We start from the raw sequence: 20,551 nt of genomic DNA, 5'->3' as shown, positions 1-20,551 counted from the left end.
GTCCATTCAATGAAGAAAAAAATTGGTTTTTATGCAGTGTTTTTAGTCGCGCTTTGTTTTTTAATGCTATACCGACTAGACGCGTATATTATGAAGCCTGGAAGTGCATACGATGTAAGTAAATTTGTGAGTGTTGCTAATAATCATACGGATGAAGCGGGCTCAATGAGTTTAATGACAGTTGCTATGCAGCAAGCCACACCGTTTTCGTATCTATGGGCGAAAACGCAAAAATATGAAAAAATAATGGATATTCAACAAGTAAGAAATCCATTAGAGGATGACGAGGAATATAATATCCGACAGTTAAAGTTAATGTCTGACTCTCAATTTAATGCAAAATATGTGGCCTTTCAAAGAGCTGGGTTAGAGACGAAGATACACTTCAATGGTGTATTTGTATTAAATGTCTTAGATGGTGGCGCCTCAGATGGTTTATTAAAAGCTGGTGATGAAATAACAAAAGTGGACGGTACAGATATTTCGAATCAACAAATGCTTGTTGATTTGTTGTCAACAAAACAAATAGGTGACAAAGTGACCATTCAATTATTACGAAATCAAAAAGAACAAGAAGAAACGATTACTTTGAAAGAAATTCCTCAAACAGAGCAAAAAAAAGCTGGGTTAGGTATTACCTATGCAGAAAGTAAGTCGATTGAAACGAATCCAAGTGTCACAATGCATACAGAAGATATTGGTGGTCCTTCAGCAGGTCTTATGTTTACACTGGAAATTTTAAATCAATTATTGGATGAGGATTTAACAAAAGGCTATGCAGTAGCTGGAACTGGTGAAATGCTTATTGATGGAACAGTTGGGCGAATTGGTGGTATTGATTACAAAATCATTGCAGCAGATCGAGATGGCATGGAAATCTTTTTTGCACCTGATGATGAAATCTCAACTGAAATGAAAGCGAAGTATCCTGAATTAGAATCAAATTATGCAACGGCAGTGAAAACGGCTAAAGAGATCGGTACAAAAATGAAAATTGTACCTGTGAAAACGGTCGATGATGCAATTGCGTATTTAAAACAATTAAAGGCTAAATAAATGCCTATTTGTGTTTGTTTAAAGAGAAAAAGTGTTAGATTGATGGCCATCAATCTAACACTTTTTGCTATGCTGGATGTTTATTAAGGTAGTTGTTTGCTCTATAACTCAATCAGCTGTGAAGACGTTGCATCGTATTAATTTGCTAAAATCGAATTGGTGGCGTTTGGAAATCCTTTGGTAATGGGGATTTCTGGGACCCTTGCTCTATACTAAAGTTATATACTTCAGCAGCGTGTATATCTACAGCGAGCATAGTATCATTTGTAGAAGCAACGCGACTTATTAACGGTAATGTAAAGTCTTTTTTATGCATACCTAAGTACGCTTGTCCTTGCGTACTCATGCCAAGTAATCGAATTGTAGAAGGGGATTGGAAGCTCTTAAGTTGCTCCTTCGTAAAACCAGTGTAAATATGTGTCAGCATGCGTTGCAGACGTGTCCATGTATAGCGTTTAGATTTTATTTTCTCCATAAAGCTACTAAATGAGCTACTCGTCTTCGCTGCTTTTAGTAGTGCGTGCTCTATGCCCTCTGTTACTTCTGCATAGCGCGTTAGCTCACTTGCTGTATGCCGAATAAGGGTAAACTGTAAAAACGGCCAAAACGCCTCCCAACTAGCAAAATTTTTATGTTGCTCATACCAATCTTGCAAATAATGAAAGGAAGCTTGCGGGAGTACATCACGAACGCTTTGTAATGTGCCTGTCGTAGCAAGTGCTTTACGAATGCCAGTGGCACTTGCAATCGATGCGCCCTCCTGCATAGCGTCGTGATATCCTGCTGCTATACGTGGAATCGTTAAAGGCTTAATAGCACTCCCTAGTGTCATAGCCGCTTCAATATAATGGAAGCCTAGTATATTGTTTGGTTGTGCTAAGTCAATGTATGTAGCAGGAAACTTTTGTGAAAGCTGTTCATAGGCATAATGTAAGCTTTTAGGATAGCTAACACCTGTTTTAACGCTTTCTTTAATAAGTGCGTCATATTCGGTGCGGTGCTTCGTAATTAATTGGTACGTATTCATAAAGGGTTGTATTGAGCCATCTTCGCTACCGAAGGCAAAAGCATCACAGCGAATTGCCGATAATAATGCAATCGCCCCCTTTGCGAAATCCGTAGCGGGTGCGGTACTATAGACATACGGTAGCTCAATTACAATATCAACTCCGCTAGCGAGGGCCATTTTTGTACGTGTCCATTTATCTACCATGGCAGGTTCACCGCGCTGCAAAAATGTACCGCTCATAACAGCAATTGCTATATCTGCTTGCGCTACTTTTTTTGCCTGTTCTAAGTGATAAGCATGTCCATTGTGAAAAGGATTATATTCAACAACAATACCAACTGCTTTCATTACGTAAAACCCCCTTTATTTCTATTTGGTGCTACTTGTTTCTGACCAATCAGGTTGCTACAAATAGTTTTATAGTGCCTTTAGCTATTCTTTGCACATTGCTATTGAAATTTTTGTATAGGTTGTGTATTGTGGCTAAGTAGCATAATTATGATGTACTTAATTATAGGTGGGTTTTCGAGTGGTGACAAGAAATTATCTTGACATCTATTTTTACACATTATATAATCAACAGTGTTGTCTCGAGGTGATTAAACGAATGAAATGGTCAATTCATCAATTATCTAAATACCGTCAAGACGGAATGCCGATCGATACCTATGTCCAATTGGATGAGGTGATGGAGCGAAACCAGGATATTCGAGCAATTTCGCCCGTTCATGTAAAAGGGCTATGTACATTCGGTGCATCGCAAATGACTTGTCAGCTTACTGTGACAGCTACGTTAACACTCCCGTGTGCTCGCACTTGGGAAGATGTTGAGTTTCCTATCAACGTTGAGACAGTTGAAATGTTCAGCTGGATTGACGAAGAAAAAAGAGGGGAAGATGACGGTGATATTCACTATATAGATGGTGATGTTATCGACATGAAGCCAGTTATTGAGGAGTTAGTTCTTCTTGAGGTCCCAATGCAAGTATTCAAAGAGAATACCGAAGGACAAGTGCATGGTGGTAAAAACTGGTCTTACGCAACTGATGAAGACGTGGAACTTCACAAAAAAACTGACGAACCAAAAGTGGATCCAAGACTAGCTGATTTAGCTAAGTATTTTGATCAAACAGACGAATAGACGATCTGTAAGGAGGTGCCATCAATGGCTGTACCATTTAGAAGAACTTCTAAAACTGCAAAAAGAAAGCGTCGTACGCATTTCAAACTATCTGTACCTGGTATGGTAGCTTGCCCAAACTGTGGTGAAGCAAAATTATCACACCGTGTTTGCAAAGCTTGCGGACAATACAAAGGTAAAGAAGTAGTAAGCAAATAATACAGTGTTTGCTCACTTAAAAGGCTAGTAGAGAGACCATGGCTCTTTACTAGCCTTTTTGTTTATGTGAAGTGACAGAATTTTTAATAAATATTATAAAGTTATATAGTACTATAATAATTGTGTGATACAATTTATTTAACTTGTAGTCAGTGGGGGCTTAGGGGTTTTTAGTTGGCTCCGATTACACTAAACATAATTGAAGGGGACTAAGGGGGAACAGTAGTGGCTTATATAATTGACAATCAAGATGGGATTATGACATTTACTATAAATCGTGAGGAAAAGCGTAACGCTGTGAACGATGAGGTAATGAATGGTCTTCGGGAAGTAATTACATATATACAAAATCATGACGATGTACGTTTTTTAGTCGTGACAGGAGCGGGGGAAAAATCCTTTTGTTCAGGTGGCGATTTATCGGAGTTTCATTCCCTTGAAACGGAAGATGAAGCGTTTGGTATGTTAAGTAAGATGGGTGAGATTTTATATGATCTTGCTACATTGCCAGTACCGACGATTGCGTTAATCAATGGAACAGCTGTAGGTGGAGGTTGTGAGATAGCGACTGCTTGTGATTTTCGCTTAGTGGCGAGTCATGCTAAATGTGGCTTTATTCAAGGGACATTAGCAATTACAAGTGGATGGGGTGGCGGTACATACTTATTTGAACGAGGTTTACGTCATGATCGCGCAATGAAGATGCTAGTGGATGCAAAGCCATATCCAGCTGAATTACTATATGACATTGGTTGGGCGATGCGCGTATTTGAGGGATCGAAGCAACTTGCGTTAAATGATTTTATTGAACATATGCGTAAAATTCATCCTTCTGTGCACAAGGCATATAAAGAAATTGAACTTCGTAAATGGCGTGAACGTAATATGTATGAGCGTGTAATGGAGGAAGTTCGCACATGTGCAAAATTGTGGGAGAGCGAAGCACATCATGAGGCAGTTAATAATTTTCTAACTAAAAAGAACAATAAATAGCGTATAGTGGCAGTGATTACATTCAAACATAATCACTGTCTTTTTTCGTCCTGTGATTCTATTTTGCCTGATAACGCATATAGTAGTAAAAAATGTGAGGGTGATAGATTATGGAACTGAAAAAAAGAAAAGATCAATGGACGAAGGAAGACGATGAAAGATTAGCAGAAATCGTCTTGCATAATGTGCAAAATGGGAAAACGCAGTTAGAGGCTTTTGAAATGGCTGCGGATGAACTCGGACGTACAAAACAAGCGTGTGGTTTTCGTTGGAACAAGACGTTACGCGGGCAATATAGTCAATCGCTTTTAGCTGTTCGCAATCAACCTCAACAATCTATGCGAAGTCATTTGAAATTAGCGTTAACGAGTTTTGATGAATTGACAGAAGCTTATCAAAGTCTTGAGATTAAACATCGGGAATTACAAAATGAACATGAAAAGCTAGTGAAGTGGTTACAGCAAGGCTATTCTTTAATGAAAGATTAACGGGTCGAAGGGAAAATGATTGTAAGTAGATCGTTACGTTCTTTTTCAAAGAAAGAGTAAGGTCTTTTAAGAAAATGATGCAAAAGAAGTCATAGAATGTAAACGCTAACGTCGACTCAACATTTTACCTACATTGGATGAAAATAACCATTCTTGTATCATAAACACCAGCTAATCTTGTATAATAGAAACACCTGAAAAGGAGGTGTCTCAGATGAATTTCTGAGGCACCTCCTTCTATGGCGTAAAGAAAATGGTGTTTATGGTATTGTAGAACGAGACAAGTAAATGCTGGAGAAGTTGTTTAGTACTTCAGTTTAGGCTGTTTAAAGGTTTTTTTATTACTGTTTAGATAGCCTCTTTACATTAAGTGGAGGTGGCGAACGTTGTGAATGTAGTAGTTATTGGAGCTGGTGCAGTCGGTCAGCTAATGGCTAGTTTCTTAGCAGAGGCTTGTTTCGATGTGACGTTAGTTGTAAGAAGACAAGAACAAGCCGATGAGCTTAATTTGAAGCATATAACGAGAGTCCATATAGATGGTACAAAGACAATCCATCAAATTGCTTCTAGCGTTGAGTTAGAGATGCTCCCTCGACCAGATTTGATAGTAGTAGCTGTAAAATATGGTCATTTACAAAATATCTATAAACAATTATTAGGTTTCCCTCAGGAAGTGCCAGTATTGTTTGTACAAAATGGTCTAGCGCATTTTGATGAGGCATTGCGCTTACCACAAAATACAATTGCATTTTGCTCAGTTTCTTTCGGTGCGCAAACTATTGATTTGACAACTGTTCAACATAGAGGCGTGGGTTTGTGCAAAATAGGAGTAGCGCGTGGAAGTAGTGTTGTATTTGAAAAGTTGCTACACTTGAAAAATCCGTTATTTCCAATAGAGTTGGTTGAAAACGCCGAACAAATGCTTTTTGAAAAAGCAGTTTTCAATTGTATGATTAACCCGATAACAGCTGTTTTGCAAATGAAGAATGGGGAGTTAGTTACGAATAAGCACGCATACTTGTTAATGCATACCATATATCAAGAGCTAACAGAGGCTTTTAAAGGCATTGAAAGTACTATTCCGTTTTCAGCAGTAATCGCTTTGTGTGAAAAAACAGCGGCGAATACCTCATCTATGCTAGCTGATCGTATACAAGGGAGAAAAAGTGAGGTAGAAACAATTGTTGGGGCAGTTTTACAAAAAGCTGCTGCAAATGGTTACCCATTACCTACATTGCGAACTTTATATCACCAAGTTCTAGCGCTTGAAGAGAGCGGTGGGCAATCTTGAAAGATTTTTTACATATAGTCATCAGCGTTATTATTTTTTGTCCAATTCTTTTATTTGGCATTGTCTATGTTATTAGTCGAAAGGTTAATATTCGTGGTACCCATGCCTTTGGAGCCGCATCTGATGTAACAACGTTCTGCTTGTTTTTTTCAGTACCGTTGGCAATTGGAGTGCTGTGGGGAGTGAATGTTGGGGCTATTTTAATAATGCTAGCAATAATACTGGCAATTGTTTTTACATATATAGACTGGCGTACAAAAAGAGAAATTGAGGTAAAGCCGCTACTGCGGAAAATTTGGCGTTTTTTATTTTTAGTACTTAGCGCAGCATATATTTTGATTTGTATAGTCGGCATGATTCAATCTGTTGTAGAATATTTACACTCTGTATAAGCATTTTCTTTTCATGTTGGAGACAGAAGCGTTAAAATAATAGCATTAAAATGTTTACAAGGAATACGATGATTTAGTGAGTAGAGGAGTTTGTGTTAAATGAAACTGGAGTCAATCCAAGTACCCGTGAAAAATCGTGTGCTAGCAGATTATTGGTCGCCAAATACTGCCATTCATGAGTTTTTTGAATATGAGTATAATGATAAATCGTTTGAAAAGCGGGCGAAATATTTGGAGCAACGAGCGTGTGACCAAAAAGAATTAACAGCAATAATTCGTCAGTTTATGGAGCCGCTTGGCTTATCAGAAAAAGCGAATGAGCATTTGCAACAACTAGAGCAAGGAGCTGTTGCGGTTGTCGGTGGGCAACAAGCGGGTGTATTAACTGGCCCTCTTTACTCGGTTCATAAGGCAATTTCGGTTATATCATTAGCAAAAGAACAAAGTGAAAAGCTTCAACGACCAGTTGTGCCTATTTTTTGGATAGCTGGAGAAGATCATGACTTAGAGGAAATTAACCATACATTTACAATGCATGATATGGATATTAAAAAACGTGCGTATGGTGAACGTTCGCGAAGAAAAACAATGGCATCGACAACAAGCATAAACAAAGAAGCGATGGTTCAATTAATTAATACGATCATTAAGGATTTTGGAGAAACAGCACACACTGAAAAAATGTTCAATCAACTATTGGAGGCATTGAACAATAGTGAAACATTCACAGATTTCTTTGCGCGACTAATGAATGAGTTGTTTAAAGAAGAAGGGCTGCTCATGATTGATGCGGCAGATGTGAACTTCCGTCATTACGAACGTAATAATTTTGTACAGCTTATCAACCATAGTGAGGAAATTGCAAAACTAGTAACGGAAAAGGAAGCGGTATTGGAAAGTGCTGGTTACGGGAAGCCGATTTTAGCAACTGATGATGCAGCGAACCTGTTCTATGTCAAAGATGGAGAACGTTTTTTACTAGAAAGACGACACGATCAATTTATCAATTTAGCCGCAAATATCAAACTTTCACGTGAAGAGTTATTAACAATTGCGGAAAAACACACAGAGCAATTAAGTAATAATGTTGTAACGCGTCCATTAATGCAAGAAATGACGTTACCTGTTTTGGCGTTTGTTGGTGGACCAGGTGAGCTTGCATATTGGGCAACATTAAAGGATGCCTTTTCTATATTAGGTTTACAAATGCCAATTTTTGCACCACGTCTCAATATTACGATTGTTACACGACATGTAGAACAACTATTGGGTGAATATCATTTAACAGTAACGGATGTATTGGATGGCAAGGCGACGGCGTTGAAGGAGCAATTTATTGCTGAAGTTCAAGATGATGAGGCGAAACGTCAAATACTAGAGATGCAACAACTAGTTTTAGAAAAATACGCTACTCTTGAGCAATATTTCGCGCAACAACATATGTCGCTAGATAAAATACTTGAAAAAAATAAAGAAAATCATGTGAGGCAGTTTGAGTATTTGCAACAAAAGGTAGAACAAACGGTGCTGAGCAAGCATGAGACGACTATCCGTAAATTTATGACATTACAAAATGAGCTATATCCAAATGATGGGTTCCAAGAACGTTCTTATAATCCTTATCAATATATCAATGAGTTTGGACCTACGTTAATTGATGAAATGCTCAAGAAAACATATAGCGTTGGAAATCACCACTATTTACTTTATTTATAAGAATAAAAAATGTATCTTTAGAACTATTAAAGGCATGTTGGAATTATAGATTTGAAGAAATTTGTCGGTTTAACAGGAAAATAGAGAGCTATCCTACTAAGGGTAGTTCTTTTTTTATGCCCTTTAGCACAAAATAAAATTTCGCTTAAAGGTCTAAACACACATAAAAGGTGAAAATGTCAAGTTTTTTTTAAAAAAAGTGGAGGAAAGTGGGGCGATGTGGTACATTATTTAATAAAGTGGGGTGACTAGCATGTTCATGGGAGAATATCAACACTCTGTTGACGCAAAAGGACGATTAATCGTACCCGCAAAATTTCGTGAAGCCTTAGGTGAAACCTTTGTTGTGACACGCGGACTTGATAATTGTTTATTTGGCTATCCTATGGATGAATGGCGAAAACTCGAAGAAAAATTAAAAGGTTTACCAATGACAAAGAAAGATACTCGTGCTTTTGCAAGGTTCTTCTTTTCAGGTGCGACGGAAGTAGAAATAGACAAGCAAGGTCGTATTAATATTCCTTCGACGTTAGTACAACACGCACATCTAGTAAAAGAATGTGTTGTGTTAGGTGTTTCGAATCGAATTGAAATATGGGCAAAAGATGCTTGGGAAACTTATTTCACAGAGTCTGAACAATCTTTTAATGAAATTGCAGAAAATATGATTGGCTTTGATTTTTAACTTTGTATTAAACGTGAAAACGTCAGTTGAAAAAGTAAAGGCCTGAGGGGAGCGATTGGTATGTTCGATCATACAACCGTGTTATTAAAAGAAACTGTTGACGGATTGAACATCGATCCTGATGGTGTATATGTGGACTGTACGCTTGGTGGAGCAGGACACAGTGAATATTTAGTACAACAATTATCAGATAAAGGCCGTCTAATTTGTTTTGATCAAGACACAACGGCCATTGAAAATGCGAAAGTTCGTTTAGCTCCTTATATAGAGCGTGTAACATTTGTGCATTCGAATTTCCGCTATTTAAAAGAAGAGCTATTAGCCCTTGGTATCCAAGAGGTAGATGGCATTTTATATGATTTAGGTGTTTCTTCTCCACAATTAGATACACCAGAACGTGGTTTTAGCTATCATCATGATGCCCCACTTGATATGCGTATGGACCAGACGGCTGCGCTTACAGCGTATCATGTCGTTAATGAATGGGCATACGAAGATTTAGTCCGTATTTTCTTCCGTTATGGGGAAGAAAAATTTTCTAAGCAAGTAGCTCGTAAAATCGAAGAGGCTCGTAAAACGGCACCGATTGAAACAACGGGACAACTTGTGGAACTAATTAAAGAGGGTATACCAGCAGCGGCTCGCCGTAAAGGGGGACATCCTGCAAAGCGCATCTTCCAAGCAATTCGTATTGCTGTAAATGATGAGCTAGGTGCAGCGGAGGATTCATTAGTCGATGCGATTGATATGATTAACGTAGGTGGACGCATTAGTGTTATTACATTCCATTCATTGGAAGACCGCCTATGCAAGACAATTTTTAAGGAAGCGTCATCCTTACCTGAATTACCACCAAATTTACCGGTAATTCCAGATGACATGAAGCCGACTTTAAAGCTTGTATCTAGAAAGCCGATTCTACCTTCTGAGGAAGAATTAGCAGTAAACAATCGAGCACGTTCAGCAAAGCTTAGAGTGGTGGAGAAAATTAACGACAAAGGGCGTGAGTAAATGGCAGCAGTTCGTGTAAGGCAGCACCAACAGCAACATGTGCAACAACCGTTAACACCACCTAGTCCACAACCCACTATCATACGTCGTAAAAAAACGAACCAGAAGTTTGAAAAGATGATGCTATTAGCACTAGTAAGCATTATTGTTGTATTGTCAGTACTAGTGTTGAACAACCAAGCAGCAATTCAAACGACAAGCATGGACATTCAAAAAATCGAAGCAGAGGCAGATGAGATTGCAAAACAGAATGTTGACTTGACAGTTCGTGTAAGTGAACTTTCTACATACGAAAATATATGGAAAAAAGCAAAAGAACTCGGTTTAACTCAAAATGAGAAAAATGTAAAGGTAGTGCCGGGAGAATGAAAAAAAAGCGATTTCGATTCCAATGGGGAGCCTTTCTATTACTAGTTTTTTATGGAGGGCTCTTTTTTCTATTATTTACGAGAATGATTACGTTGCAGGCGACAGGTGAAGTTGAAGGACAAGCGCTTGCTGCAAAGGCAGCAGCTAAATATAACAAGGAAAGTGCAATAACAGCAAACCGAGGGAAAATATTAGATAGAAATGGACAAGTTATTGCAGAAGATACTCTCAGTTATCGATTGATAGCTGTAGTCAGCGATAAGGCTACTACAGATGAAAAGAATCCACATCATGTTGTAGATCCTGAAAAAACGGCGGAAGTTTTAGAAGAATATATACCGATGGAAAAAGATGATATTTATAAGCGGCTAACAAAGCTGCGCAGTGATGGAACACTGCCATATCAGGTGGAGTTTGGCGTTGCGGGCAGGGGCATTAACCATGAAGTAATGACCAAAATTAAGGACTTGAAATTACCTGGAATTTTGTTTGTTAGCGATTTAAAACGCTATTATCCAAACGGTATTTTTGCTTCGCATCTAATAGGCTTTGCATTGAAAGAGGATAATAAGGATGGAACTGTAACGACGAAAGGGAAAATGGGTTTAGAGCTTACGTATGACAAGGAATTAACGGGTGTCAACGGCAAGGTTAAATATCAAACAGACGCTTTTAGTTATTTATTGCCGAATAGTGAAAAAATGGTTACACCTGCTAAAGACGGCAATAATATCTTTTTGACGATTGATAAAACTATTCAAAGTTTCGTAGAGGATGCGATGACGCAAGTAGAGCAGGAGTATAATCCAGAATCTATGATAGTTGTAGTAGCTGAGCCGAAAACTGGGAAAATTTTAGCGATGTCACAGCGTCCGACTTTCAACCCCGATACACGAGATAGTTCGAATATGAAATGGCTCAATGCCGTAACAGAGGAAACAATTGAACCAGGGTCAACGATGAAGACGTTCACACTTGCTTCTGCTATCGATACTGATAAATGGGCGCCATATGATGAGTATATGTCAGGGCAATACACTGTGCATGATAGAACAATTCGAGATCATAATAAAGTTGGGTGGGGTAAGATTTCCTATCTACAAGGTTTTCAACGTTCATCAAATACAGCGATGGCCAATTTATTAAAAAGCATTGGCGATGAAGTATTTTTAGATTATTTAGATAAATTCGGTTTTGGTAAGAAAACAGGGATTGATTTACCGAATGAAGCAACGGGTACTATTTTATCGAAGTATCCTATTCAACGAGTGACAACGACATATGGTCAAGGTTCAACAGTGACACCGATACAGCTTATACAAGCGATGACTGCGATTGCCAATGATGGTAAGATGATGCAGCCATATGTTATTGATAGAATTGTAGATTCAGCAACGGATGAAACGATTCAACAGCATGAGCCTGTTGAAAAGGGACAGCCTGTTTCGGCAGATACAGCGAAACAAGTACGCGAAATACTTGCTTCAACATTAACGGCAGAATACGGGACAGCGAAGGATTTTGTACTCGATGAATATCAAGTAGCAGGAAAAACGGGTACTGCCCAAATTCCTAAAGAAAATGGTGGATATCTTAATAACGAGTACTTGTATTCATTTTTAGGAATGGCACCATATGATGATCCACAACTAATTATGTATGTTTCAGTTGATAGACCAAAGCTTAAAGGGGAACTGGGCTCGGTACCTGTGTCAAAAATATTTAAGCCTGTTATGCTCAATAGTTTAAAACATTTAAATATTAGTCCAGACGATGTACAGCATGTAGATCATGTAAATATAAATGATTATACTGGTCAAAATGCAGAAGCTATTCAGGTAGAGCTAGCAAATGATGGATTGAATCCTATTATTGTCGGGACTGGTGGAAAAATTATAGAGCAATATCCAAAAGGTGGACAAAAGCTTGTAAAAGGAAGTTTTGTATTTTTAAAAACTGAAGGTGATATCGCGCTACCAAACTTTACTGATTGGTCGTTGCGTAATCTATTAGTTTTCAAATCAATGTCAGGTCTTCAGATTGAAGTTGTTGGAGAGGGCTTTGCAGTCAGTCAAAGTGTATCTGCAGGTACGGTGATTTCAGATAGTTCACCTATTGTAGTGAAATTGAAAACACCTGCTGAAAGCTTTGTACAAGACGTAGAAGCGCCATCTGAAGGAGAAGTTGAACAAGTAGATGATGAATAGTCACTGAATAGAAGTCCACTTTATTTCATACGTTGTAAAAAACAAGGTGTGATGTCGAATGAAGTGGATTTCTATCCATTCCAAAAAGCGTTTACGTATTTTATATGTTTTGTTTATGTGTGTAGCGGTTGCAATTGTCATTCGGTTATTTGTTTTGCAAGTGTTTGACCAAAAAGAGTTAACGCAAAAAGCAGAAGAGAACTGGGATCGTGAAATTCCATTTGCAAATGAACGCGGACATATTACGGACCGAGATGGTAACAGTATTGTGACGAACAAGCTAGCTCCTACACTGTATTTTATGCCGTCACAAAGCAAAGATATTGCAGGAGCGGCAGCGAAAATTGCACAAGTACTTGAAGTAGATGAACAAAAACTGTTGGAAAAGATGCAGAAAAAGGCGTACTTAGTAAAGCTAGCGCCTGAAGGGAAAAATATTTCCTATGAGAAGGCTGTTGAATTGCAAGGGATGCAAATTGAAGGACTATATAGTGGTGTAGATTACTCAAGGGAATATCCGTATGGTACGCTACTATCTCGCTTTTTAGGTTTTACAGGTTATGATGCGCAAGGGCTAGCTGGGATAGAATATGAATACGACAAGCTGTTACAAGCAAATTCTTCTGCCATACGGCTTTTCACAGATGCGAAAGGTAATAACTTACCAAATGTCGCAAGTGCATGGAAAGCTGGAGAAGATGGCGCAACGATAGAGCTAACAATTGATGTAGATGTTCAGCAAGTTGTTGAACGTGAGCTATCACAAGCAATGGAACGCTATGAAGCTGACCAAGCAATGGCGATTGCTATGAATCCAAATACTGGGGAAATACTAGCTTTAGCCTCATATCCAACTTTTCATCCTGCAGAATATCAGTTAGTCGAGCCTGTTATTTATAACCGAAATTTACCTGTTTGGATGACATATGAGCCAGGTTCAACTTTCAAAATTATTACACTCAGTGCCGCTCTAGAAGAGAACTTGGTAGATTTAGAAAAAGATACATTTTACGATCAAGGTTATACAATGGTTGCAGGTGCTAGATTGCGCTGCTGGAAGCGTGAAGGTCATGGGCATGAAACATTTTTAGAAGTCGTACAAAATTCTTGTAACCCAGGCTTTATTGAATTAGGTCAACGCTTAGGCGGAGAAAAATTATTACAGTATATTAAAGACTTTGGTTTTGGAGAAAAAACTGGTTCCAACATAGCTGGTGAAGCTTCAGGGATATTGTTTTCTAAAGACGCATTTGGCCCTGTGGAACAAGCGACAACCTCATTCGGTCAAGGTGTAGCAGTTACACCAATCCAACAAGTGCAAGCAGTAGCTGCAGCCGTCAATGGGGGCAAGCTCTATACGCCATATGTTGTGAAAAAAATCTTTAACCCAGATACTGGGGAAACGATTAATGAAACAGAACCAGTTATTAAAAGGCAAGTAATTCGTGAGGAAACATCTGCAAAAGTACGTGAGGCATTAGAGTCGGTTGTTGCGAAAGGGTCAGGTCGACAAGCATATCGAGATGGTCTGCGTATTGGAGGCAAAACAGGTACAGCTCAAAAAGTTGAAAATGGGCGGTATAAAGATGGTGAATATATCGTATCATTTATAGGATTTGCGCCTGCAGACAATCCACAAATTGTCGTGTATGTAGCAGTGGATAATCCGAAAAAGACAACACAATTTGGTGGTGTTGTAGCAGCTCCAATCGTCGGCCAAATTATTGAAGATGCAGCACCATTTGTTGGCATTGAAAAATCGAAGGAACAGCTTGAAAAAGATTATCGTTGGGGTGACCCACTTACTGTGAAAGTACCGAGTTTCATAGGACAAACGAAGGATGATATTGCCAAGCAACATTATCCATTCCGCATTGAATGGCATGGGGAAGGGACTAAAATTGGTAGTCAATTACCTGAAGTGGATAGTGTTATCAAGCAAGATGGCACCATTCATTTATATTTAGTGAACTAACGTAACTTTACCTTTAAAAAAAGGGAAAGAACCACTATTATTATGAAGGGTAGTAATAAATATATGAGGGTTTGTACTTTTTTCGTGAAGAAGAAAGTGAAACAAGATTTAAAGGAGATTTTTCAATGAAACTCGCAACAACACTTACCATTTTAGCTATTGCTTTTATAGTAACAGTTATCTTGGCACCAATTAGTATTCCGCTTCTTCGTCGATTGAAGTTTGGGCAAAGTATTCGTGAAGAAGGACCAAAATCACACATGAAAAAAGCTGGCACACCGACTATGGGCGGCATTATCTTTTTAATAGCCATCATTCTCACAACGGTGGCGATTGGAAGCTTTTTAGATTTATTAACAACGCAAACGGTGGTCCTTCTACTTGTACTTGCAGGTTTCGGATTAATTGGCTTTTTAGATGATGGCCTGAAGGTCATTTTTAAACGTAACTTAGGTTTAACATCGATTCAAAAGTTAGTAGGGCAAATCGTTATTGCGATACTTGCATACTTCCTATTGCACTTCAGTTCTTTTGATACAACTTTAGCCATTCCTTTTACAGATTTTACAATTGATCTAGGTGTATTTTATGTAGCCTTTTTGATTTTCTGGTTAGTTGGGTTTTCCAATGCTGTCAACCTAACAGATGGTTTGGACGGTCTTGTGGCAGGGACGGCATCGATTGCTTTTGCGGCATTTGGTGTTATTGCACTATTCCAAAGTCAAGCAGATATCGCGTTATTTACATTTGCAGTAACAGGTGCATTATTAGGATTTTTACTTTTCAATGCAAACCCTGCAAAAGTATTTATGGGAGATACTGGCTCACTTGCACTAGGTGGTGCGCTAGCCATGGTATCGGTATTAGTTAAAGAAGAGTTTTTACTACTATTAGTTGGCTTAGTGTTTGTCATCGAAACACTTTCTGTTATTTTACAGGTGGGTAGCTTTAAAATTCGTAAAAAACGGATATTTAAAATGAGTCCTATCCACCATCATTTTGAATTATCAGGTTGGTCAGAATGGAAAGTTGTACTTGTATTTTGGTCAACTGCTTTAGCAGTAGCATTGATTGCAGTCTTATCGGAGGCGTTCTTATGAGAGAATATACAGATTTACAACATAAAAAAGTCCTTGTTTTAGGCCTAGCTAAAAGTGGTGTGGCAGCAGCGGAGATTTTACATGAGCTTGGCGCCTTTGTAACAGTCAATGATTCAAAGCCATTTGATGAAAGCCCTGATGCGCAAGGTCTACTGCAAAAAGGCATTACGGTTATTTGTGGTCGTCATCCAGAGGATTTACTTGATGAAGGATTTGAGCTAGTTGTTAAAAACCCTGGTATCCCTTATAGCAATAAAATTGTAGCGGATGCAATTAGTCGCGAAATACCTGTTTGGACAGAAATAGAGCTTGCTTATTTAATTAGCGAAGCACCATTTATAGGTATTACAGGATCTAATGGTAAAACGACAACCACAACATTAATTTTTGAGATGTTAGAAAATGGTGCGAAAAAACCATTAATCGCAGGGAATATCGGCACAGTAGCCTGCGGTGTAGCAAGAGAGGCACAAGAAGATAACGTTATCGTTACGGAACTTTCATCGTTCCAGCTTATGGGTACAAAAACTTTTAAACCAAAAATTTCTATTTTAACAAATCTTTATGATGCCCATCTTGATTATCATGGGACATTTGATAACTATGCTGAAGCAAAGTTTGGTGTAACACGAAATCAGGATGAAAATGATTATTTCATTTATAATGCGGATCAGCCAATTGTTGTAGGTTATGCTGCAAAATCCAATGCAAAAAAAGTGCCTTTTTCTTCTAATGGACGCACTGAACAAGGGATTAGCGCTGATGATACGACAATCTATTGGCAAGGTGAGCCATTTATGGATCGAGCGAATATTGCGCTGCCTGGTAAACACAATCTAGAAAATATTCTTGCAGCTGTAGCAGCTTGTATATTAATTGGCTGTGACAAAGCAAAAATGGAAGAAGTTTTAGCAAAGTTTGGCGGTGTTCGTCACCGTACACAATTTGTCCGCGAGTGGAATGGTCGAAAAATATACAATGACTCTAAAGCAACAAATTGCTTAGCAACAAAAAGTGCTTTAGACGCATTCCAAGCGCCTGTAATTTTACTTGCGGGTGGTTTAGACCGCGGACATTCTTTTGAAGAACTACGACCTTGTATGGGGCATGTAAAAGGCGTTGTGGCGTTCGGTGAAACGGGCTTACGTTTTGTGGAATTCGCTAAGTCTTGTGGGGTTTCGCAAACGGTCATTGCTCAAAATGTAGAAGATGCTGTTCATTATGCTGCGCCGATGTCGGCAGAAGGAGACATTATTCTACTATCACCAGCTTGTGCAAGTTGGGATCAATATGACAGCTTTGAAATACGTGGCGATGTTTTTATTGATGCTGTAATGAAGCTGTAATGAGCCTGTAACTATTTTAGAATATACTTGATGTGGAAGGATGGCATTACTGAGAGGGAAAGAAAGCTATTTATTGCTCGTCACAACATTGATGCTATCAATAATCGGCATTATTTTCGTCTATTCTGCAGGTACCTATTGGAGTGCCGTTCATTATAGTGGAAAGATGCCGTTTTATATGAAACAAAGTATGTATTTTGTGGTAGGCATCGTAGTGTTTTTTATTACCATTCGATTAAACATATTAAAAGAGCAATCCTTTTGGAAAATGGCGTATATTTTTTCGTTAGTGTTACTAGTCCTTGTACTGATACCAGGCATTGGACTTGAACGAAATGGGTCTCAAAGCTGGATTGGTGTAGGCCCTTTAACGATACAGCCTGCTGAACTAACGAAAATTACAGTGCTAGTGTACATCAGTCATATATTGGCGCAGCACAAAACTGGTACGCCAATCGTTAATTGGCGACATGCTGTAATCGTGGTATTACCCGTTGTATTAATAATGCTTCAGCCTGATTTTGGCTCTGTATTTATACTTGTAGTATCAGTTTTTTTATTGTTATTTGTGGCAGGGTATCCATTAAAGCTTTATGCGATGATAATGGTAGCTGGAGTTGCTGGATTAGTTGGGTTGATTGCAACAGCCCCGTATCGACTTAAACGTATTGAAGCGTTTCTCGATCCTTGGGCAGACCCATTAGTAAGTGGATTTCAAGCTGTACAATCTTTAATGGCAATTGGCCCTGCTGGGATTTTTGGACATGGCTTTGGTCAAAGTAGGCAAAAATTTCTTTATTTACCTGAGCCGCAAAATGATTTTATTTACGCGATTATTTTAGAAGAAATTGGTTTGGTAGGTGGGCTCGTTATTTTAGCACTATTTGTACTGACAATATACGCTGGTTATAAATTTGCGGTACAGGCTAAAACACGAACATCCTATTATGCCATTATTGGACTTGTGACAATGTTAACTGTACAGGCGTTTTTAAATATAGCTGTCGTTATCGGATTGGTTCCTGTAACGGGTGTCACATTACCTTTTATTAGCTATGGTGGAACATCTTTAGTAACAATGTGGTTAATAATAGGTATTATTTATCAATTAGCGAAATAAATATAAAGGAGGAGTACTTTTTATGGAGAAAGTAATTGATATAGAAGATCGCATTCCTACGCTAAAACAGCGACGAAAAAAGCGTACAAATCGCAAATTCATTGTCCTAATATTACTTTTCTTTTTAGTGCTAGCTGTACTCCTTTATTTTCAATCTCCTTACAGTGATATTAAAAGCATTACGGTCAACGGTGCCCAACTAGCTGACGAACAGTATTATCTGGAGGCTAGTACCCTTGCACCAGGAAAGTCGATGTGGGGTTTTACGGTAAAAGATGTAGAGCAGGCATTACTAAAAGACAAATGGGTGCAAGAGGCTCATGTCAAGCGTAAATGGCTGCGCGGCGTCACGATTGATATTAAGGAATGGAAAAAAGTTGCGTATCTAGCTGGTGACGGAACTTACTACCCATTGTTGGAGAACGGGAAGAAGTTTGAACAAGCTGGCGACAATATCCCAATTGATGCACCTGTATTTATGGGCATTACAGGAGAAAAAACCATTAACAAGCTTGTAGAACAATTAGCACGGTTAAAACCAGAGGTATTAGCTTTAATCTCACAAGTAAATACGAATAGTAATGAGGCTAATCCTAATGCGGTCAAGCTTTATATGAATGACGGCTATGAAGTTCGTGCAGTTATTCCAACATTAGCTGATAAGCTAAATTATTATCCTTCAATTGTTGCGCAAATAGCAAATTTAGAAAAGGGTGTTATCGACATCGAGGTTGGCTCATATTACCGTCCATTTAATGATGAGTACAATAAAGTCAGCATTGATATGGAGGACAACCCTGATGCAAAAAAGGACAACCCTGATGAAAATGCGGCCAACCAGGAAGTGAATGAAGATGAACAACAAGAAACAGAATAGCAAAGGGAACTTCTTTACGAGGAAACAATTTGAGCTCCTCATCGTTTGTATAACTACTGGGTTTATCATCGGCTATTCTTACAACCAAGCAAAAGACAATCGACAAACTAGCTCCATTAAAACTGAGCTATTTGAGCAAGAAGATACGTATCGTGAGGAGCTGATTGAACAGCAAGAGCGCAATAAAGAACTCACAGAAGAGGCGAACAAGTTACAAGAAAAGATTCGGAATTACGAAAAAGATTTCGCCTCGAATGAAAAGGAATCGAAGCAATTAGTTCAAGAAGCAGAAGACTTACGTTTACTATTAGGTGATTTAAGTTCAGAAGGAAAGGGTATACGTATAACGCTTCAAGATGGTGATTACGACCCTAAATCTGTAAATCCTAATGATTATATCGTCCATGAAAGCCATGTGTTTAAATTATTGAATGAATTAAAAATTTCTGGAGCACAGGCGATTGCCATTAACGGGCAACGGGTCATGGCCAATTCTTATATAAGATGTAATGGACCTGTTATTACAATTGACGGCAAGCAACATCCTGCCCCCTTTGTAATTGAGGCTATAGGGGATTCAACAACACTCCGTGCTTCACTGAACTTAAGTGGTGGCGTAGTAGATCAACTGTTAAATGACAATATTGTCGTGTCATTAGAAGAAAACCAAAAGTTAACAATGCCAAATGTAAAAGTAGAAAGTTAACGACTGTTATTCCATGAATAACATGGGATGAAAATTAGGTAAAGCCTCCCACGGATGTCCTAGATAAAAATTGTTCATATTACAGTTCAACATCTAAATTTAACGATATCAAGGAGAAATTGTTTGCGATACGTCTAGGAGGGGCTATTTTGAAAAAAAATATGTACACCCGAATAACGATCGTGCTATTTATTATCGGTTTGATGATAGCGGTACAATACAATACCATTCAAAAACCAGCTGAGCGAGATACACGAGATATTTGGGCCATACGAGAGGAATTAGCAGAAGAAAAGCAAAGGCATTCCACATTATTAGCAGATATTCGCTCACTTAATGAGGTAATGGGTCGCTATGAGCAATCTGAAAAAGCTAATTTACAAGTTGTTTTAAATGACACAGTCAATCAATTAAAACAGCAGGCAGGCTTAACGGATATTACAGGTCCAGGGGTAGTACTCCGAGTGGAGCCAGCACCAGAATTAGTTGCAATGGGGTATGAAATGAAAGAGATCTCTCCAGATTTACTTACCCAATTACTAAATGAATTATTTAAATATGATGCTGCTAGTGTTGCCATTGATGGGAATCGCATTGTTCATACATCAGCCATTAGAGACATCAATGGGAAAACAACGGTGAATAGTGTGGCACTTTCATCACCACCCTTCGAAATTTATGTTGGGACAAGCACTTTTAAGGCAGCACAAAAAATGTATAATTCTATTCAAGCTTCATCATTTATCGATTCATTTTATTTAGATAATTTTAAATTAGTGATAGAGGAGCCTACTGCACAGTTAACTATACCGGCATTCGATCAACCATTGACGAATGATTATTTAACAGAGGTCAAAAAAGGAGATTAATA

Annotated in this window: 20 protein-coding genes; 19 read left to right on the top strand and 1 reads right to left on the bottom strand. The window is 38.4% G+C overall.

The features are described from left to right. Nucleotides 1-9: 9 nt before the first annotated feature. Nucleotides 10-1,056 (top strand): SepM family pheromone-processing serine protease, encoded by a 1,047-nt coding sequence (locus JNUCC52_RS09100; RefSeq protein WP_173477866.1) that lies wholly within the window; start codon nt 10-12, stop codon nt 1,054-1,056. 145 nt (nt 1,057-1,201) lie between these two features. On the opposite strand, the gene JNUCC52_RS09095 is transcribed toward JNUCC52_RS09100, so the two are convergent. Further along, complete coding sequence (locus tag JNUCC52_RS09095; protein ID WP_139860424.1) at nt 1,202-2,413, bottom strand: nucleotidyltransferase; 1,212 nt, start codon at nt 2,411-2,413, stop codon at nt 1,202-1,204. A gap of 259 nt (nt 2,414-2,672) precedes the next feature. Between JNUCC52_RS09095 and JNUCC52_RS09090 the strand changes: the two genes are divergently transcribed. The 18 genes from JNUCC52_RS09090 (at nt 2,673) to JNUCC52_RS09005 (ending at nt 20,549) form a co-directional block, all read left to right on the top strand. Further along, nucleotides 2,673-3,206, top strand: a complete 534-nt coding sequence (locus JNUCC52_RS09090; protein ID WP_337981946.1) for a YceD family protein — start codon at nt 2,673-2,675, stop codon at nt 3,204-3,206. Between the two features lie 24 nt (nt 3,207-3,230). Beyond that, complete coding sequence (rpmF, locus tag JNUCC52_RS09085) at nt 3,231-3,404, top strand: 50S ribosomal protein L32 (RefSeq protein ID WP_010858320.1); 174 nt, start codon at nt 3,231-3,233, stop codon at nt 3,402-3,404. 225 nt (nt 3,405-3,629) lie between these two features. Beyond that, nucleotides 3,630-4,397, top strand: a complete 768-nt coding sequence (locus tag JNUCC52_RS09080; protein WP_337981945.1) for an enoyl-CoA hydratase/isomerase family protein — start codon at nt 3,630-3,632, stop codon at nt 4,395-4,397. Between the two features lie 110 nt (nt 4,398-4,507). After that, nucleotides 4,508-4,885: a transcriptional regulator gene (locus JNUCC52_RS09075; RefSeq protein ID WP_173477864.1), complete on the top strand. Its 378-nt coding sequence runs from the start codon at nt 4,508-4,510 to the stop codon at nt 4,883-4,885. Between the two features lie 388 nt (nt 4,886-5,273). Then, nucleotides 5,274-6,176: a ketopantoate reductase family protein gene (locus tag JNUCC52_RS09070; protein WP_337981944.1), complete on the top strand. Its 903-nt coding sequence runs from the start codon at nt 5,274-5,276 to the stop codon at nt 6,174-6,176. Beyond that, complete coding sequence (locus JNUCC52_RS09065) at nt 6,173-6,568, top strand: DUF3397 domain-containing protein (RefSeq protein ID WP_139860190.1); 396 nt, start codon at nt 6,173-6,175, stop codon at nt 6,566-6,568. Before JNUCC52_RS09070 ends, JNUCC52_RS09065 begins: the two co-directional genes overlap by 4 nt. A 99-nt stretch (nt 6,569-6,667) precedes the next feature. Beyond that, nucleotides 6,668-8,284 (top strand): bacillithiol biosynthesis cysteine-adding enzyme BshC, encoded by a 1,617-nt coding sequence (gene bshC, locus JNUCC52_RS09060; protein ID WP_337981943.1) that lies wholly within the window; start codon nt 6,668-6,670, stop codon nt 8,282-8,284. 253 nt (nt 8,285-8,537) lie between these two features. Next, nucleotides 8,538-8,969, top strand: coding sequence for a division/cell wall cluster transcriptional repressor MraZ (mraZ, locus tag JNUCC52_RS09055; protein WP_139860193.1), 432 nt, complete (start codon nt 8,538-8,540; stop codon nt 8,967-8,969). A gap of 60 nt (nt 8,970-9,029) precedes the next feature. Continuing rightward, nucleotides 9,030-9,980, top strand: a complete 951-nt coding sequence (gene rsmH / locus JNUCC52_RS09050; RefSeq protein WP_173477862.1) for a 16S rRNA (cytosine(1402)-N(4))-methyltransferase RsmH — start codon at nt 9,030-9,032, stop codon at nt 9,978-9,980. Next, nucleotides 9,981-10,349 (top strand): cell division protein FtsL, encoded by a 369-nt coding sequence (gene ftsL, locus JNUCC52_RS09045; RefSeq protein WP_173477861.1) that lies wholly within the window; start codon nt 9,981-9,983, stop codon nt 10,347-10,349. Further along, entirely contained in the window at nt 10,346-12,556 is a 2,211-nt protein-coding gene (locus JNUCC52_RS09040) for a penicillin-binding protein (RefSeq protein WP_337981942.1), read from the top strand. The genes ftsL and JNUCC52_RS09040 overlap by 4 nt, the downstream gene beginning before the upstream one ends. Nucleotides 12,557-12,614: 58 nt before the next feature. Beyond that, nucleotides 12,615-14,531, top strand: a complete 1,917-nt coding sequence (locus JNUCC52_RS09035) for a stage V sporulation protein D (protein WP_173477859.1) — start codon at nt 12,615-12,617, stop codon at nt 14,529-14,531. A gap of 125 nt (nt 14,532-14,656) precedes the next feature. Beyond that, nucleotides 14,657-15,631: a phospho-N-acetylmuramoyl-pentapeptide-transferase gene (gene mraY, locus JNUCC52_RS09030; protein WP_173477858.1), complete on the top strand. Its 975-nt coding sequence runs from the start codon at nt 14,657-14,659 to the stop codon at nt 15,629-15,631. Beyond that, nucleotides 15,628-16,977 (top strand): UDP-N-acetylmuramoyl-L-alanine--D-glutamate ligase, encoded by a 1,350-nt coding sequence (murD, locus tag JNUCC52_RS09025; RefSeq protein ID WP_173477857.1) that lies wholly within the window; start codon nt 15,628-15,630, stop codon nt 16,975-16,977. The genes mraY and murD overlap by 4 nt, the downstream gene beginning before the upstream one ends. Nucleotides 16,978-17,017: 40 nt before the next feature. Continuing rightward, on the top strand, nt 17,018-18,097 hold the full coding sequence (ftsW, locus tag JNUCC52_RS09020; RefSeq protein WP_173477856.1) for a putative lipid II flippase FtsW: 1,080 nt from the start codon (nt 17,018-17,020) through the stop codon (nt 18,095-18,097). Nucleotides 18,098-18,119: 22 nt separating this feature from the next. Beyond that, nucleotides 18,120-18,974, top strand: a complete 855-nt coding sequence (locus JNUCC52_RS09015) for a cell division protein FtsQ/DivIB (protein ID WP_173477855.1) — start codon at nt 18,120-18,122, stop codon at nt 18,972-18,974. Continuing rightward, complete coding sequence (locus JNUCC52_RS09010; RefSeq protein WP_173477854.1) at nt 18,952-19,680, top strand: DUF881 domain-containing protein; 729 nt, start codon at nt 18,952-18,954, stop codon at nt 19,678-19,680. Before JNUCC52_RS09015 ends, JNUCC52_RS09010 begins: the two co-directional genes overlap by 23 nt. A 149-nt stretch (nt 19,681-19,829) precedes the next feature. Further along, nucleotides 19,830-20,549 (top strand): DUF881 domain-containing protein, encoded by a 720-nt coding sequence (locus tag JNUCC52_RS09005; RefSeq protein WP_337981941.1) that lies wholly within the window; start codon nt 19,830-19,832, stop codon nt 20,547-20,549. The last annotated feature ends 2 nt before the right edge of the window (nt 20,550-20,551 follow it).

The sequence above is a fragment of the Lysinibacillus sp. JNUCC-52 genome, from assembly GCF_015999545.1.
Classification (GTDB): domain Bacteria; phylum Bacillota; class Bacilli; order Bacillales_A; family Planococcaceae; genus Lysinibacillus.
Note: the sequence above shows the minus strand (reverse complement) of the source record. Positions and strands in the feature narration are given on the sequence as shown.